The sequence below is a fragment of the Metabacillus dongyingensis genome (assembly GCF_019933155.2).
Taxonomy (GTDB): domain Bacteria; phylum Bacillota; class Bacilli; order Bacillales; family Bacillaceae; genus Bacillus_P; species Bacillus_P dongyingensis.
Genome location: NZ_CP082944.1, coordinates 2,827,795 through 2,844,631, shown reverse-complemented (window position 1 = coordinate 2,844,631; position 16,837 = coordinate 2,827,795). Strand labels below are relative to the sequence as shown.

The following is a 16,837-nucleotide window of genomic DNA, read 5'->3' as shown; positions in this document are numbered from 1 at the left end:
TTTCAAATTGGGACAACTTATAATTAATTTGAATTCGAGATATATGGATTGAAGATAGTTGTTCTCGAAAATTATCGTACATTACACGAGGAGAGATCGGAAATGTCAAATGTAAAATTAGCTGTCATTTACTACAGTTCTACAGGTACAAACCACAAGCTTGCGGCTTGGGCTGAAGCTGGAGCAAAAGAAGCTGGCGCTGAGGTAAAAGTGCTTAAAGTTCCTGAGCTTGCACCGCAAACAGCGATTGATTCTAATCCTGCATGGAAAGCGCACCTTGAAGCGACAAAAGATGTTCCTGAAGTTACATTAAATGACCTGGAATGGGCAGATGCCATCATTTTCAGTGTCCCGACTCGATTTGGTAATGTTCCTGCACAAATGAAGCAATTTCTTGATACAACCGGCGGACTCTGGTTTCAAGGAAAGCTTGCCAATAAAGTAGTCAGTGCCATGGCTTCTGCAAGCAATCCCCACGGAGGCCAGGAAGCAACAATCTTGAGCTTATACACAACGATGTATCACTGGGGAGCAATTGTTGCCGCACCTGGATATACCGACCAGTCTTTATTTGAAGCAGGAGGAAATCCGTACGGTACCTCTGTTACAGCAGATCAGGACGGTAATTTAAAAGAAAATGTTGAAGCAGCCGTGAAGCATCAGGCTAAACGAACTGTTACTGTTGCAGAATCCATTAAAAAAGGCATGCAATAACCCGAAAAAAGGTTAATGAAAATAAAAAAAGGGTTTGGCTTACATGCCAAACCTTTTGATTTCAAAATAGGAGCGAATAATCATGAAACACATTTTTGAAAAAGGCAAGAACCGCAATCGAACATTACTGCTGCTGCATGGAACTGGAGGGGATGAAAATGATCTCATTCCGCTCGCTAAACATATTGATGCAGATGCCAATATTTTAAGTGTAAGAGGAAACGTTCTCGAACATGGAATGCCCCGCTTTTTCAAAAGATTGGCAGAGGGCGTATTTGATGAAGAGGACCTGATTTTCCGAACAGGTGAATTAAATGACTTTTTAACAGAAGCTGCTGAAAAGTATTCTTTTGACCGTTCAGAACTTGTTGCAGTCGGCTATTCGAATGGTGCCAATATTGCAGGAAGCTTGCTTTTCCATTATGAAAACTCTTTGAAGGCGGCCATTCTTCATCATCCAATGGTACCGAGAAGAAATATTGAAATCCCATCACTAAGCGGAACACCGATTTTCATTGGTGCAGGCATGAATGACCCCATCTGCCTGCCTCAAGAAACGCGTGATCTCGCAGACATCCTGAAAGCAGCCAATGGGGAAGTAGTCATCCACTGGGAAAACCATGGTCATCAGCTGACTTCATCTGAGGTAGAGGCTGCAGCTGCTTGGTATGATTTAAATTTAAGATAAGTTATGCATCAAAAAGGAGTGCCGGGTCGGCACTCCTTTTTGATGAACTTGTTTATGCAGTTCCGTATCGCGGTGTCTGGCTCCATCGCCAGAACAGATCCGCCATAAGAGTCAAACCCGGACATTAAAGTCTGACGGGCACAACCCTGGAATTGGATACTCAATGATTGCGTATGATTCCTCTAAACAGGCACAATCCTGGATTTGGATACTCAAAGAGAACGAATGATTCCTCTAAACAGGGACAATCCTGGAATTGGATACTCATAGAGAGTGTATGATTCCTCTTAACAGGCACAATCCCGGATTTGGATACTCATAGAGAGTGTATGATTCCTCTAAACAGGCACAATCCTGGAATTGGATACTCATAGAGAGTGTATGATTCCTCTTAACAGACACAATCCCGGATTTGGATACTCAAAGAGAGCGAATGATTCCTTTTTACAGGCACAATCCTGGAATTGGATACTCATAGAGAGTGTATGATTCCTATATAGAGGCACAATCCTGGATTTGGATACTCATAGAGAGCGAATGATTCCTCTTAACAGGGACAATCCTGGAATTGGATACTCATAGAGAGTGTATGATTCCTCTAAACAGGGACAATCCTGAAATTGGATACTCATAGAGAGTGTATAATTCCTCTAAACAGGGACAATCCTGAAATTGAATACTCGTAGAGAGTGTATAATTCCTCTAAACAGGGACAATCCTGAAATTGGATACTCATAGAGAGTGTATGATTCCTCTAAACAGGCACAATCCTGGATTTGGATACTCAAAGAGAGTGTATGATTCCTCTAAACAGGCACAATCCTGGAATTGGATACTCAAAGAGAGCGTATGATTCCTCTAAACAGGCACAATCCCGGATTTGGATACTCAAAGAGAGCGAATGATTCCTTTTTACAGGCACAAACCTGGATTTGGATACTCAAAGAGAACGAATGATTCCTCTTAACTAATAGCAGGCGCTTTTGCGGTACAAAAGGGAAGTTGGTCTCTTCGATCACTTTTCAATTTACCAAACGTTAATTTCCCTCCAAAGGTTTTAATAAAACAAAAACCGGCAAAGATTTTCCTTTGCCGGTCTGCTAATTATAAAAATGTGCTCAATTCTTCGATGCTGATGCGTGAGCTTTGGTGTGCCGGTTTAGCTGCTTTTCCGATAGAGATAAGCATAACTGGTACATAGCGATCATCAATTTTAAATGTTTCAGACAGCTGCTGAGCATTGAAACCGCCTATTGCGCATGTATCAAAACCTTTAGCTTTTGCAGCAAGCATAAGCTGCATAGCTGCAAGTGAGGCATTACTGAAAGCTGCATCGCGGGCGTAAATCGGATTTTGATAAGCGCCATTGATTTGGCCTGCAAGTGTTTCTTTAATTTCTTCTTTCATAAAACCTGCTTCTACAAGAGGATTATAAACTTGATCTGTATTCTTATTTGCTTCAAGATCCCCTAAAATGGCAACTACTGCAGAGGCTTCAGTAATTTGGCTTTGGTTATAAGCAATAGGAAGAAGTCTTTCTTTAGACTCATTACTATGGAAAACCATGAAGTTCCAGTGCTGAAGGTTCCATGCAGATGGGGCCTTTCCAGTAATCTCAAGAATTTCTCTGAGTTCATCTTTGCTGATTTTTGCAGATGGGTCATATTTGCGCACAGAGCTGCGTTCAGACATAATAGACAAGATACTTTCTGATGTAGCTGTTGACATGTGTAAAACCTCCATTGTTGAATATCGTTTACAAATAAGTTATAATATACAAAAAGTTACAGGCTAACTTTTCGTAAGTTAGATTGATTTTTTTATCATAAAATGATTAAGATTATATGTCAAGAAAAAAGACGGTAAAGGAGATTCAGGATGGAATCAAATTTATGTCCCAAAATGGAAAAAGCATTCGGATTTTTAGGGAAAAGATGGACAGGTTTGATCATCAATGTCATGTTAGACGGACCTAAGCGATTTAAGGATTTAACAGATACCATTCCTAGTATTAGCCAAAAAATGCTTGTCGAACGATTGAAAGAATTGGAATCGGCGGGTATTGTACAGCGGGTTGTCATTCCTGAAACACCAGTAAAGGTCACATATCAGCTCACAGAAATGGGCCGTTCTTTAGAAAAAGTAATGAAAGAAGTGAAAGAATGGGCGGATCGTTATTGCTTTGAGGAGGATAAAAAAGAATGAACCGAACTGTCATCATCACAGGCGGTGCCAACGGGATAGGAGAAGAACTGGTCAAGCAGTATGCGGCTATAGGCGATAAGGTTATTTTTGCAGATATCGATGTGAAAAAGGGAAAAAGCATTGAAAGCAATTATGAAAATTCTCATTTCGTTGAAACGGATGTAAGAAATGTTCAAGACATTAAACAGTTCATTCAAGAAGCAGAACGTACAACCGGCAGGATCGATATTTTAATTAATAACGCGGGAGTGTCCAGATTTAAATCCCCATTTGAGCTTACATTGGAGGATTGGGACGATGTTATTAACACGAATTTAAGAAGCACGTTCTTTTGTTCAAAAGAGGCAGCGAAGGTGATGAGAAAGAATTCTGCCGGCGGTTTTATTGTAAATATCGCTTCTACACGGGCATCGATGTCAGAGCCGGGATCAGAGGCTTATGCCGCTACAAAAGGCGGAATTGTTGCACTGACCCATGCGCTTGCCGCTTCCTTTAGTGAAGAGCGGATCAAAGTGAACAGCATTTCACCTGGTTGGATTGAAACAAAGGATTATGAGAACCTGAGACAGGTCGATCATGATCAGCATCTATCAAAACGTGTAGGCACTCCTGCTGATATTGCCAAAGCCTGTTTTTATTTAACAGATCCTGAAAACGATTTTGTAACAGGGTCAAATATTGTCGTAGATGGCGGGATGACAAGAAAAATGATATATGAACATTAAAGACTGCCTGCCAATAGGCAGTCTTTTTTTGTAAAAATTTTATCATTCGTATTTAAAAAGAGGAGGATATGCGATAAGTATAATTAGATATTATAGATAGTCTCTAAGTACTCACTAACTGCTGTCGTTATCCTCCTTGCAGGCCAGGTTTTTACATAACGGAATTGAAGATTTGACAGATGCATCAATCTCGGTGGTCATTATGTGCGCAAAGTTTATCGCTGCCGGAATTAAAAATCGGGAAATCAGGGGGAAAAAGAAAATGAATGTGAATAAAGGGATTCATTTTCGATGGTGAGCGAAATACTCTAACTTTGATTTATGACTATATACTGCATGTTAACAATCATGATTATTTATGTCATGACCTGGAGGGGGATGGCGGCCTGCCGCTTGAATGGGGAAAGCGGTTTAAGGTCTCTAGTAAGAATACGCTTCTAGTTTCTCCTGAATTTTCCCAAAAAAGGAATCATCATTCAAGCGTTTGCATGGTATTTTCTGTTTCTGATATCTTCAAAATTTCGTTTGAATTCATATATCCGGGGTAAAGAACGAATAAATAACCTTGAAAGGAATGAGTTGAAATGCCTTGGACAAAACAAGATTACCCAAATTCAATGAAAAACCTTCCTGATGAAACCCGTGAAAAAGCAATTGAGATCGGAAATGCCTTGCTAGATGATGGATATGAAGAGGGGCGGGCCATTCCGATTGCCGTTTCACAGGCAGAAAAATGGGCAGACAATGACACGGTTAAAGATGAATATCTCTTGTTGTCAGATGAAGACGGATGGATGCTGAGAAAAGAGGGAAATAAACGTGCAAGTTATCGATTTGAGACAAAACAGGAGGCACTTGAAAAGGGAAGAGAGCTTGTGAAGAAAAATAATTGCACGCTTGTTGTCCATTTGAAAGACGGCTCAGTTGAAAGCAAAATAAATGAATAGAGGAATGCTTTTTCACTAAATTCATTTTTCTCAAGATATTCGCCCACTCCAAAACTTTTTAGGTGAATACCCTTATAAGGTAAGTGATTTATGGAGGAGGGGAATGCATGTACCCGCACTATGCAGCACGAGGCTACCGCAGCGCAGGAAATAGAGGACCTTTCTTTTTCGGATTTGGAGCTCCGTTTGTAGGAGGTTTATTGGGAGGATTTCTTGGAAGTGCCCTTTTTAACTATCCAAGACCTTATTATTATCCGCCGCCACCGCCGGCTCCATTTTATGGAGGCTACTCAGGACCTGGAGCAGGCGGTTATCCTGGTTATCCGGGAGGACCATATCAAGTAGGACCATATCAAGGAGGTCCGTATTAAAAAGAACAATATAAAAAGCATAATAGAAATGGACCAGAGCAGGCTCTCTGGTCCATTGTTTTGTAATAAATCTATTATTTGGATAGATAAATTTACAAATAGATGAATGATGGAAACAGGTAGATTAAATACAAATCGGTTTATAAATTACAGATTTCAGCACATAAGATGCCAAAATTCCACACAGTCTGTTAATTTTGAGTGATTTCAATCTCGGATATTTGCAGGTCCTCATTCTTATGAAATTTTATTTCAAGAATTCCATTCCGGTAAGATGCTTTTGTACCTTTACGCTTAACTAGGGAAGGAAGGACGAGTTTTTTCTGTTCACCCATTGAAGGGAAGTTCAAAATGAAAAGCTGATTGCTGCTGTGCTGTATTCGAAGATTTTCAAGCTGTTCTTCTGAAGTCTGCACTTTGACGAAGATGTGGTCGTTCGTTTCAAACAGCTCTGTACTGCCCTGATTTGCAGGAGTATGTTTGGTGTGATCCGCCATATTTCCTGCCATATTGCCCTGAAAAGGAAACTGCTGGGGAAAGCCCTCGCCGAAAACATTTCCCATGACATTTTGAATATAGTCTTCAACATTTTTAGGGTTCATATTTTTAAAATGATCAGACATTTGTCCGGATTGATTAAATGGAAAGTTTTTTTTCCAGGGAAACATGATTTTCACGCCCTTTTTTGCATTTATAATTCACTATATGTATAAGGGTGGGTCTTGGTTAAGTTTTTTTTCTTGTAGAAAACCTTGTATCGGGATTATAATGAGCATGGAGTTTTGAAAAGGATGGTGCTGTAAAATGGAGCAAAGAAATCCAGATATATATCGCACAGGCCTGATGCACACAGCATTAGCCTATTTTTTATGGGGTATCCTTCCGGTTTATTGGAAGCTGATCGATCAAGTCGGGGCTGAAGAAATCCTGGCACACCGAGTGTTTTGGTCATTCCTTTTTATGATGAGCCTGATACAAATTAATAAACAGTGGGACCAGCTGCTGGAAGTTTGCAAAAGAATGCTGAAAAAACCTCTGCTCCTGGTTTCACTAATCCTGTCATCGGTTCTGATCAGCATTAACTGGTTCCTTTACATATGGGCTGTAAATAATGATCATATCCTGGAAACGAGCTTAGGGTATTATATTAATCCTTTAATCAGCGTTCTCCTTGGTATGGTGTTTTTAAAAGAACGGCTCAATAAATGGCAATATGCTTCATTTATCCTTGCTGCGGCGGGTGTTCTTTTCATGACGATGCAATATGGCAGGTTTCCATTTGTAGCGATCATTCTTGCAATGAGCTTTGGTTTTTACGGTTTAACCAAAAAAGTAACCAAATTAAATGCTTCAATTGGGCTTACACTGGAGACAATGATGGTCATGCCTGTTGCCCTGATTTATTTAGCAGTGATTGCAAATAAGGGAGAGTCAGCATTTTTTGAATGGAGTTTAGGAACGAATGCATTCTTAATCGGAGCGGGAATCGTAACGGCGGTTCCATTGCTGCTGTTTGCAAAAGGAGCACAGCATATTCCGTTATTTATGGTTGGAATTCTGCAATATATCGCACCAACCATCACCCTCTTACTTGGAGTTTTAATTTATAATGAATCGTTTACTAGTACAGAAATCATTACGTTTTCCTTAATTTGGAGTGCACTTGTGCTTTTCTCCTTTTCACACGTAAGAGGAATGAAGGAAAATGCATGGAAGCTGAAAAAAAAGAAAACGATGGAAATGTAAAACAGCCTGCCTTGTGTAAGGCTTTTTTCTTTCATTGAAATGATTTTTCAGTATACAATAAGAGAGTCAGGAAAGGGATGATGACAGGAGATGACGGAGAACCGCAAGCTTTTAGAGGTATACCGGAAGCTTTGGTCAAATCGGCAGCTTGAGGTCAGTGGTGATGACATGCAGACACTTCTCGGCGCCATTAAAATTGATCTGCAGGATGAAATGACGCATCCGCGCCTGCGGAAAAATACAGAGCAGAAGTTTTTTTCAGCAGTCAAACGGATTTCAATGTCCACACTCGGCAATCAGGAAAAGATGTCCTTGATTGACCTGCATATAAAAGTGTATGAAGAAATCAAACAATCTACATAAAAGGAGCAGGAAGATGGTCCCCATTACGAAAGATGATATTCAGAAACATTTAGACGTTCTGGTGAATAAGGAAGTTTATGTTCACCTGGAAACGACGACAGGCGCTTATTCTGCCCACATGAATGAAAATAATATGACAGTTGTGGCTTTTATCAGAAATGCAAAAGTTTCCTTTAACCAGGCAAAAATCACCGGACAGGGTCCTTACCGTGTCGGACTCAAAATAGATCACGGGTGGATTTATGCAGAAGGCCTTACAGACTGGGTGTACAATGAAAAGAATCAGCTGCTGATGGCAGGGCATGACCGCGAAGGAAAGCTTGCCATTGCGCTTCAAATCAGCGAGACTCCGTTTGCTGAGTAGAAAGGGAGAATGAAAATGAGAGAGCATGTATTAGTTGTTCTGCCTCACCCGGATGACGAGTCATTTGGAGTTGGGGGTTTAATGTCATTAAAACGTAAAGAAGGAATTCCTGTTACCTATGCTTGCGCAACACTTGGCCAGATGGGAAGAAACATGGGAAATCCTTTGTTTGCCAATCGGGAGATCCTGCCCGAAATCCGTAAAAAAGAACTAAGAGATGCATGTGATGCCCTTGATGTTCAGGATTTAAGAATGCTTGGTCTGCGTGACAAAACACTTGAATTTGAAGACATCGACCGTTTTGCAGATATTATTGAAGAAATCATTCAAGAAGTGAAGCCTACCCTTGTTGTCACGTTTTACCCTGGACATGGCGTTCATCCTGATCATGATGCTACCGGTGCTGCAACCATTCGCGCATTAAGCAGAATGCCGTCTGAAGACCGCCCTGAGACTTACTGTGTTGCCATCACAAGAAACCGGGAAGAGGTGCTTGGCGAGCACGATGTCACAATTGATATCTCAAGCGTAGCCGAAATGAAATTAAATGCATTGCGCGCTCATCGCAGCCAGACAGAAGGAATGCTTAAGCAAATGGAAGAAAAGTTCAAAAACAAAGACCCAGAAGTCATGCATTGGGTGGAGCAGGAGATTTTCTGGACTTATAATTGGAATGACTGATCAACGAGAAGCTGTTGCGATCATAAAAAACGAGTGAGAAGTCACTCGTTTTTTTATGCCTGAAATACGCTATAAAAAAGATGACCTCTGTATATTTGAGATCATCTTTCTTAATATTATAGGTTTATCCTTTTTGTTTTTCACTAAGCGTATAAACCTTATTTTGAATAAACCACAGCCTTGAAGACAGCGCTAATGCGGCAGCGGCAAGGCCCGCTATCAAGCCAATCCAGTATCCGAAAGCCATAAAAGACGTATTGTTTGCAAGCAAATATCCTGTTGGAAGTCCTATAACCCAGTAAGAAACAAGCGCCATCAACAAGGTGACATTTACATCTTTATAGCCACGCAGCGCTCCTTGAATAGGGGCGGCAATTGCATCTGAGAGCTGAAAGAAAATCGCATAAATCAAAAACTGTGCCGAGAGTTTTATTACAATGTCTTCATTCGTATAGATCGCTGCAATTTCATTTCTTAAGAAATAGATAACCGCTGCGGTAATAAGCGACAGGATAACAGCCATGACAATCCCTAAATAACTGTACTGCTTTGCATCCCTGTATCGTTTCGCTCCAACTTCAAATCCGACGACAATCGTTAGCGCCATTGAAATACTCAGCGGAAGCATATACAGAAGAGAGGCAAAGTTAATGGCGATTTGATGGGAGGCAATCGTGACCGTATCGTAATTGCTCATTAATAAGGTAACGGCTGCAAAAATGCTGGTTTCAAAGAATATTGCGATTCCTATAGGGATTCCGATTTTTAATAGACTAAGCCAGGCTTTTGCTGAAGCGCTGTACAATTTCTTAAAAATACCATAGTCCACAAAAGGCTGCTTTTTCACTATGACAAAAGCGGAGATCAGAAAAATACACCAGTATGTAATAGTTGAAGCAACACCAGATCCTACACCGCCAAGAGCAGGAAAACCGAACTTCCCAAAAATAAATAAATAATTAAATACAACATTGATGGGCAGAGATAATAATGTGATGAACATTGATATTCTCGTAAATCCAAGAGCATCAATAAAACAGCGCAAAACATTATATGCAAAGAGAGGCAAAATTCCAAAAGCCAAAGCAGCCAGATAAAATTTAGCCGTCTCTCTGACATGGTCCTCCAGTGACATTGAATTTAATATTGGATCAATGACAAAAATACCGATAACTCCCACTATAATTGACAACAATACAGAAAGGTACAAGCCTTGAATAACTGTATAAGGGATTTTCTCCTTCTGTTTTGCACCAACATACTGTGAAACAATCGGAGTAACTGCAAGCAGGATACCGCTTAGTCCCGTATAGACAGGCACCCAGATACTTGATCCAATTGCTACACCTGCAAGATCTCCGGGGCTTACTTTTCCTGACATGGTCGTATCAAAAAAATTCATTGAATAAAGTGAGAGCTGTGTAATCAAAATCGGCAAAAGGATGAGAGAAAATTGCTTGCCTTTCTCCCAAAGAGTAAAGGTTTGTTTCATGTTAAATATCCTCGTTTTCTTAGAGTAACGAAAGAATTATAACATGAAAAATGGATCCCGTGACTATTTCGACTTCTCCTCAAGCTCTTTTTTCTCGGGCTTAAACATTTGATAATAAAAATAACTTAAAATCATTACACCTAATCCTGAAAAAAGGTATTGAAAAATTTTAACTGTCGTCATGAATCAAACCTCCATATCGCAGCTGGATCAAAGCTGCTATTTTAAGACATAGCTTAAGTATGAAAATATTGCGCTGTGATGTTCAGCTCCAGCGCATAACTCCTTTGTCTGGCACCGTCAAAAAAGTTTTCAAATCGGAACCTTATTTACCTTTCGAAGCTGACCAAGAACTTCCGATTTTCTAGTAGTATGAACCTCAGATGGAAAATTATTGCATGGAATGCAGAGATTTTTCAAACAATAAAATAAGCGATGTTATACAGGGAGAGGAGCAGAAAGTCTTTGAAAAAAGAAATAATGGATCCTATTAAAAAACTCATTTATGACCAGCTGGGAAACATCATTGATGAATCTATGCAGCTTATGAATTCTCTACAAGAGAAAGACCATTGTCTGCTTTGTGAGCTTGAAGATCTGCATAAGATTTTTCAGCAGCTGCAGTCGCAGGCGTCATCCTTTTACTTGCAGTCTTATTTATCAGAGTACACTCCGCATTATGCCATACTCTCAAAAGTCATTCAGCATCTGTCTGCTCAAAAACACGGAGGTTTGATTGTGATAGAGAGAAACGACCAACTTGTCTCTTTTCTTAAAAACGGTGTGCCGATTGATGCTTATTTATCTGCGTCATTGCTTGAAAGTATTTTCTATCCTGGGAATTCTCTGCATGATGGAGCTGTGCTTGTTTCCGGTACTAAAATCATTTCTGCAGCAAATGTCCTTCCGCTTTCTACTAAAACCGCAGATGCCAAGATTGGTACAAGGCACCGCGCTGCTATTGGCATAACAGAATCAACAGATGCAATAGCGCTTGTCGTATCAGAAGAAACGGGGAAGATGTCATTTGCCATAAATGGCGGGCTGTATCCGTTCAGCTCTGAATAAAAGCTTCTCATATTAAAAAAAATCATTTATAATGTAGTTTTTACTATATGAGCTATGCCTTCATTATTTGCTTCAGCCATCAGCATGATAAGACAGCGCTCTTCTATTTATGAGGAGGAAGAACAAATGCAAGACAAGAAAAACCTGCTTTCGTTTTTAAACTCGTTTTTCCGTTTAGATGAACGGCAAACAACAGTGAAAACGGAATTTATTGCGGCCCTGACAACATTTATGACGGTCAGCTACATCATCCTTGTTAACCCGATTATCTTATCTGAAGCTGGGATGCCAAAGGAAGCAGCACTTGCAGGTACAATTTTAGCTATTGTCATAACAACACTATTAATGGGGTTGTGGGCAAACCTGCCGATTGTCATTGGACCGGGAATGGGGTTAAATGCCTTTTTTACATATACCGTCGTCCTTGGCCAGGGATTATCTTGGGAAACCGCTCTTGGGGCTGTATTTATCTCAGGTTTTGTTTTCTTTCTATTATCTGTTACAGGAGTCAGTTCAAAAGTTGTCGCAGCTATTCCTAAAACATTGAAAGCTTCTATTACTGCAGGAATCGGATTATTTGTTGCTTTTATCGGCCTTAAAAACGGCGGCATCATTGTTCCAGATGATGCAACCTACGTTGCACTCGGAAACATTGCAGATCAGGGAACATGGCTTGCGCTGTTAGGATTGATCCTTGCATCTGTGCTTGTATCCAGAAATATTAGAGGCGGTTTGATCTTAAGCATCTTTGTCATTTCGGCATTGTCCATGCTGATCGGCCACTCGCCTGTGCCAAATTCTCCAGACGATATTATTTCCTTTGACTGGCCATCAGTTGAATTAACGTTTATGAAGCTTGATATTATGGCTGCGATCGGATATGGTATTTTCTCAGTCATCTTTTCATTTACTATCGTAGAATTATTTGATACATTGGCTACCTTGATCGGATTAACAAAAAAAGCGAATCTGAATGATGAAAATGACGAAACACCTAATATGAAACGTGCATTGACGACCGGAGCACTCGGCACAATGATCAGTGCGGTGTTTGGAAGTACAGCCATGAATACCTATATTGAAAATGCAACCGGAATTGCGGAAGGAGGAAGAACTGGCTTAAAAGCAGTATTTGCTGCTCTGCTGTTTTTGCTGACTCTTTTATTTACGCCTCTGATTCAATACATCCCAAACGCTGCGACAGCTCCAGTTTTAATAATCATTGGAGCATTTATGATGACAGAACTGAAGGAAATCCATTTTGATGATTTGACCGAATTGATCCCGGCATTTTTAACCTTCATTATGATGCCATTAACATTCAGTATTGCAGAAGGTGTAGCGTTCGGTTTTATCTCATACACATTATTAAAGGTTTTTACCGGGAGAACAAAAGAACTTCACTGGATGATGTATATCATTACTGCAGCCTTTTTAATAAATTTCTATACAATGATTTAGCGGGTCCCTTAAAGGGGCTTTTTTTTGACTGCAAAAAGTTTCGCTAGGCGAAATAATTGCAGCGGTGCTATAGTAGAAATAGTGAATAAAACAGAAAATGGAGACAACGCCATGTGGAAAAATAAAAATGTCTGGATTGTGCTCAGCGGTGAATTTATTGCAGGGCTTGGTTTATGGTTTGGCATAATCGGAAACCTGGAATTTATGCAAAAAAATGTACCATCTGATTTCATGAAATCTCTTATTCTCTTTATTGGTCTGCTTGCAGGGGTGCTTGTCGGTCCTCTTGCCGGCAGAATGATTGACAGCTGCTCAAAAAAGACCGTGCTTATTTATTCGGGTCTTGGAAGAATGCTCAGCGTTGTCTTTATGTTTATGGCGATACAATTTGATTCTCTTTTCTTTATGATTCTGTTTATGATCAGTATTCAATTATCTGCAGCCTTCTATTTTCCTGCACTTCAGGCTGTCATACCTATTATTGTAAAGGACAAGGATTTAATACAAATGAATGGGGTCCATATGAATGTTTCGACCATGGCGAGAGTGCTTGGCACAGCACTTGCCGGTGCGCTGCTTGTCTTTATGAGTCTGACATCGATTTATGCACTGTCCATGGCCGCATATGCCATTCTTTTTGGAGCAACATTTCTGCTTGATTTTAAAGAAGAGAAGAGGGAGCAGTCAAAATCGGGGAACTCCGGCAGCTTTAAAGAAGTTCTTCCTGTATTAAAAGCGACTCCCATTGCCATTACAGCTCTAGTCCTGACAATCATTCCTGTTTTGTTTATCGGCGGATTTAATCTGATGGTAATCAACATAAGCGAGCTTCAGGACAGCACGTCCATTAAAGGGCTCCTTTACACAGTTGAAGGAATCGCATTTATGATCGGCGCTTTTTTTGTAAAAAAAATTACTCATCGTTTTTCATCCGTTCACATGCTCTTTGCTTTTGCTCTATTAATTTCAATTGCACATTTAAGCTTATTCTTTAGTGATATCATGTGGATGTCGCTCATCTCATTTGGAGTATTCGGTCTTGGCGTTGGCTGCTTTTTTCCGATTGTCTCGACCATCTTTCAAACAAAGATTCCAAAAGAATATCACGGCCGTTTTTTTTCGTTTAGAAATATGCTGGATCGTGTTATGTTCCAGGTGGTTCTCCTCGGAACGGGCCTGTTCCTTGATACAATCGGTCTGCAGTTCATGGTGCTTATCTTTGGAACATTATCGCTCACGATGGTCGTTTTATATGGAATGAAGTATTTTCAGAAAACAGAAGTAAGAAATTTAAGTGAAAGCAAGTAAAAGAGAGGGGAGAGCCCTCTCTTTTTTTGTTCGGCGTTTCTCTGTTCTTTAATATCTAATAATAGCGGGGGTCAGCGCCAAACTATCAGCCTTTCCGCTTAATTCAAATGATTATAACTGCTATAACGAGAAAACAGCTGAATCGAAAAAAATGAAAAGCCAGAATAAATCTTAAAACCGCTAATAGAAACGGGAAATTGGCCAGAAAAAATCGAATTTCGGCAATTAAAATAACGATTTCGGCTAAATGAATAGGATATGGTCCACCGTAATCGTGTCTTTAATGGGGATTCCATCCCGGATAGCCCTTTGACTTGGAGCAGAACGGACGATTCTGCTTTTCTGTATTGTCCAGAGCCACCTCCTATCCCTTTGACCAGAACAATTTCCCTCAGGAAAGTCGGACCCGGACTTTTCGGGATGCCCGAGTCTGAACAGTCGGTCCCGCTTTTCTTATTCTCTGCATTTCTTGCATACAGTAAGCTTCTGTCCATCTGTCTGAAGTTTTGGGTAGAGCAGTTTAATTCGTGTTGTCCCGCATATTGGACAAGTGCCGCGGCCTCTTGAAGCCATTTTTAATAATGTTTTACCCCGATATCTCTTCGCCATCTTTAAACACCCAGTTTCTTTTTTAATACTATATGATTTCCTTGTTGGATATGCTATCTCAGGAATCGGCCAAAAAAGACTAATAATGTCATAATTTGCAAGAAATACGGGATAAAAATAGGGGATTTTAGCTATTTTAGTAAGAATATAGTGCTATTTTTAGAAATTTGTAGTAATTAATGCCCTAATCTATTAAAATAATCATGTAAGAAAAAAGGAGGTACTTAGCGAACAATGAAACAGAAAATTATTGGGTTAACTGCTTCAGCAGTCATCGGTTCCACTTTAATTGGCTCCGCAGCTTCTGCAGACAGTATAACCGTTAAAAAAGGCGATTCGTTATGGAAGTTGTCACGCGAGTATAAAACAACAGTTGAAACAATTAAACTGACAAACAAGCTTTCTAAAGATATGATTTTTCCAGGACAAGTCCTGCAGATATCCAGAACTGCAAAAAAACCTGCATCAAGTGTTCAAAAACCTGCTGCACCCGCTACAACCTCTTCCTCTACATACAAAGTGAAATCAGGCGATTCCCTCTGGGTCATTGCACGAAAACATAATGTATCTGTAATTGAGCTGAAAAGTTTAAATGGGCTGAAATCCGATTTAATTCGTCCCGGACAAACCTTAAAAGTAAGCAAGACGACTGGAAAAGCTCCGGATGCTGAAGCGTCTAGACCAACTGCTAATCAGCCTGCGGCATCAACCTATAAAGTACAGCTTGGTGATTACCTTGGAAAGATTGCTAATCAATTCGAACTAACCGTCGCAGAGTTAAAAGCGATGAACAATCTCAAATCGGATGTGATTTACGCTGGCCAGACCCTTAAAGTGAAAGGCTCAAGCGCTGCACCGCCTAGTAAGGTGGAAGATACAAAGCCATCTGCAAACAGTAAAATTGACACGATGATTGCTGAAGCCAAGAAACATATTGGAGTGCCTTACAGATGGGCTGGAAATACTCCTTCTGGATTTGACTGCAGCGGATTCATGTATTATGTACTGAACAAAGTGACGTCTGTTTCCCGTCTCAGCACTGCTGGATATTGGGACATCATGACGCCGGTCAGCTCTCCGCAAAAAGGTGACTTCGTTTATTTCACTACATACAAGGCAGGCCCGTCTCATATGGGAATTTATCTTGGTAATGGAGAATTTATTCATGCAAGTTCATCAGGTGTGACCATCTCTAAATTGGATAATTCCTACTGGAAAGCAAGATACCTTGGAGCAAAACGATATTTAAAGTAAGAAGCCATCAGGGCTTCTTTTTTTTGGCGAGGAACAAACTGCCTTCCAAAAGGATGAATGAACAAATCCATTCATATGATGGAAATAAAAAAAAACAGGAGGCGAAGTGGATGACGGCATTGCCTGCAGGTGTCATGACTCATAAGATAGCAGGGAAAAAGCTTACGATATTATATCCATCAATAACAGGTCCGCATGTATTGAGTCTGCAAAAAATCAATACGGACATCCTAAATAACGTTCAGAATCAGATTCGTTTTGGAGGGTATGACGGGGGAGTGCAAACCGACATGCAGGGCACCTATGAACTTAAGACGAATGAGCGGGACTTGTTAAGCTTAACGCTGCTGAATTATGTGTACAGCGGAGGCGCTCATGGCATGTCTTTTCTAAAAGGGCTGACATACGATACCCAGACAGGCAGGAAGTATAAGCTTCAGGATCTTTTTAAAATAGACAGCAACTATAAAGAACGATTATCTTCCATTATTAGTGAGCAGCTTAAAGAACGAGAGATTACATTACTCGATCCTCCCTTTAAATCAATTCGCCCGGATCAGGATTTTTATTTAGCTGATAAATCGCTTGTTATCTATTTTCAGCTCTATGAAATTGCAGCTTATGCTTATGGGTTTCTGTACTTTCCCATCTCCATTTATGACCTGCAGGATATCATCGATCCAGATGGTCCTCTTCCCAGATTATATGGATAGATAAAAATATCTTGCATTCCTCAAAGATTCGCATATAATAACCCTTAATAGAAAAAAATCCCATGAGGAAGAGAGTAATCATATCCAGTTCTTGAATCAGCGATTTAGGGAAGGTGAAAGCCTAAAAT

Annotated in this window: 19 protein-coding genes and 1 other annotated feature (1 of these 20 cut by a window edge); of the genes, 15 read left to right on the top strand and 4 right to left on the bottom strand. The window is 40.2% G+C overall.

The annotated features are described in order from the left end of the window. Positions 1-102: 102 nt before the first annotated feature. Positions 103-714, top strand: coding sequence for an NAD(P)H:quinone oxidoreductase (gene wrbA, locus K8L98_RS14090; RefSeq protein WP_223435572.1), 612 nt, complete (start codon positions 103-105; stop codon positions 712-714). A gap of 82 nt (positions 715-796) precedes the next feature. Further along, the gene (locus tag K8L98_RS14085) at positions 797-1,402 is read left to right on the top strand and encodes an alpha/beta hydrolase (RefSeq protein WP_223435571.1); all 606 of its coding nucleotides are present in this window, start codon (positions 797-799) and stop codon (positions 1,400-1,402) included. A 1,104-nt stretch (positions 1,403-2,506) separates the two neighbouring features. Here the strand turns inward: K8L98_RS14085 and K8L98_RS14080 are convergent. Further along, on the bottom strand, positions 2,507-3,130 hold the full coding sequence (locus tag K8L98_RS14080; RefSeq protein WP_223435569.1) for a nitroreductase family protein: 624 nt from the start codon (positions 3,128-3,130) through the stop codon (positions 2,507-2,509). Positions 3,131-3,280: 150 nt separating this feature from the next. On the opposite strand from K8L98_RS14080, the gene K8L98_RS14075 reads away from it, so the two are divergent. The 4 genes from K8L98_RS14075 (at position 3,281) to K8L98_RS14060 (ending at position 5,650) form a co-directional block, all read left to right on the top strand. Then, the gene (locus K8L98_RS14075) at positions 3,281-3,607 is read left to right on the top strand and encodes a winged helix-turn-helix transcriptional regulator (RefSeq protein WP_223435568.1); all 327 of its coding nucleotides are present in this window, start codon (positions 3,281-3,283) and stop codon (positions 3,605-3,607) included. Then, positions 3,604-4,332, top strand: a complete 729-nt coding sequence (locus K8L98_RS14070; RefSeq protein WP_223435567.1) for an SDR family NAD(P)-dependent oxidoreductase — start codon at positions 3,604-3,606, stop codon at positions 4,330-4,332. Before K8L98_RS14075 ends, K8L98_RS14070 begins: the two co-directional genes overlap by 4 nt. Positions 4,333-4,916: 584 nt before the next feature. Continuing rightward, entirely contained in the window at positions 4,917-5,279 is a 363-nt protein-coding gene (locus K8L98_RS14065) for a DUF2188 domain-containing protein (RefSeq protein ID WP_223435566.1), read from the top strand. Positions 5,280-5,386: 107 nt separating this feature from the next. Next, positions 5,387-5,650, top strand: coding sequence for a hypothetical protein (locus tag K8L98_RS14060; RefSeq protein ID WP_223435565.1), 264 nt, complete (start codon positions 5,387-5,389; stop codon positions 5,648-5,650). 191 nt (positions 5,651-5,841) lie between these two features. Here K8L98_RS14060 and K8L98_RS14055 read toward each other — a convergent pair whose 3' ends face one another. Continuing rightward, positions 5,842-6,318 carry an Hsp20/alpha crystallin family protein gene (locus K8L98_RS14055; RefSeq protein WP_223435563.1) on the bottom strand — a complete coding sequence of 159 codons (477 nt, stop codon included), beginning with the start codon at positions 6,316-6,318 and terminating at the stop codon, positions 5,842-5,844. Between the two features lie 136 nt (positions 6,319-6,454). Here K8L98_RS14055 and rarD point away from each other — a divergent pair, with 136 nt between their 5' ends. From rarD to bshB2, 4 genes are all read left to right on the top strand, one after another. Further along, positions 6,455-7,396, top strand: a complete 942-nt coding sequence (gene rarD, locus K8L98_RS14050) for an EamA family transporter RarD (protein WP_223435562.1) — start codon at positions 6,455-6,457, stop codon at positions 7,394-7,396. A gap of 90 nt (positions 7,397-7,486) precedes the next feature. Then, positions 7,487-7,759 (top strand): hypothetical protein, encoded by a 273-nt coding sequence (locus K8L98_RS14045; protein ID WP_223435561.1) that lies wholly within the window; start codon positions 7,487-7,489, stop codon positions 7,757-7,759. A 13-nt stretch (positions 7,760-7,772) separates the two neighbouring features. Continuing rightward, positions 7,773-8,123 (top strand): YojF family protein, encoded by a 351-nt coding sequence (locus tag K8L98_RS14040; protein ID WP_223435560.1) that lies wholly within the window; start codon positions 7,773-7,775, stop codon positions 8,121-8,123. 15 nt (positions 8,124-8,138) lie between these two features. Further along, on the top strand, positions 8,139-8,804 hold the full coding sequence (bshB2, locus tag K8L98_RS14035; protein WP_223435558.1) for a bacillithiol biosynthesis deacetylase BshB2: 666 nt from the start codon (positions 8,139-8,141) through the stop codon (positions 8,802-8,804). Between the two features lie 124 nt (positions 8,805-8,928). On the opposite strand, the gene K8L98_RS14030 is transcribed toward bshB2, so the two are convergent. After that, positions 8,929-10,296 (bottom strand): MATE family efflux transporter, encoded by a 1,368-nt coding sequence (locus K8L98_RS14030; protein WP_223435557.1) that lies wholly within the window; start codon positions 10,294-10,296, stop codon positions 8,929-8,931. Positions 10,297-10,731: 435 nt separating this feature from the next. Between K8L98_RS14030 and cdaS the strand changes: the two genes are divergently transcribed. From cdaS to K8L98_RS14015, 3 genes are all read left to right on the top strand, one after another. After that, complete coding sequence (gene cdaS / locus K8L98_RS14025; protein WP_420828789.1) at positions 10,732-11,364, top strand: sporulation-specific diadenylate cyclase CdaS; 633 nt, start codon at positions 10,732-10,734, stop codon at positions 11,362-11,364. A gap of 126 nt (positions 11,365-11,490) precedes the next feature. Then, positions 11,491-12,825 carry an NCS2 family permease gene (locus tag K8L98_RS14020; RefSeq protein ID WP_223435554.1) on the top strand — a complete coding sequence of 445 codons (1,335 nt, stop codon included), beginning with the start codon at positions 11,491-11,493 and terminating at the stop codon, positions 12,823-12,825. Between the two features lie 111 nt (positions 12,826-12,936). After that, on the top strand, positions 12,937-14,133 hold the full coding sequence (locus K8L98_RS14015) for an MFS transporter (protein ID WP_223443439.1): 1,197 nt from the start codon (positions 12,937-12,939) through the stop codon (positions 14,131-14,133). Between the two features lie 453 nt (positions 14,134-14,586). On the opposite strand, the gene K8L98_RS14010 is transcribed toward K8L98_RS14015, so the two are convergent. Then, positions 14,587-14,742: a hypothetical protein gene (locus K8L98_RS14010; RefSeq protein ID WP_223435553.1), complete on the bottom strand. Its 156-nt coding sequence runs from the start codon at positions 14,740-14,742 to the stop codon at positions 14,587-14,589. A 234-nt stretch (positions 14,743-14,976) separates the two neighbouring features. Between K8L98_RS14010 and K8L98_RS14005 the strand changes: the two genes are divergently transcribed. Both K8L98_RS14005 and K8L98_RS14000 read left to right on the top strand, forming a co-directional pair. Beyond that, the gene (locus tag K8L98_RS14005; RefSeq protein ID WP_223435552.1) at positions 14,977-15,996 is read left to right on the top strand and encodes a C40 family peptidase; all 1,020 of its coding nucleotides are present in this window, start codon (positions 14,977-14,979) and stop codon (positions 15,994-15,996) included. Between the two features lie 110 nt (positions 15,997-16,106). Beyond that, positions 16,107-16,709, top strand: a complete 603-nt coding sequence (locus K8L98_RS14000; RefSeq protein ID WP_223435551.1) for a DUF3298 and DUF4163 domain-containing protein — start codon at positions 16,107-16,109, stop codon at positions 16,707-16,709. Between the two features lie 53 nt (positions 16,710-16,762). After that, positions 16,763-16,837 (top strand) — a binding site (T-box leader); it runs 143 nt beyond the window's last position.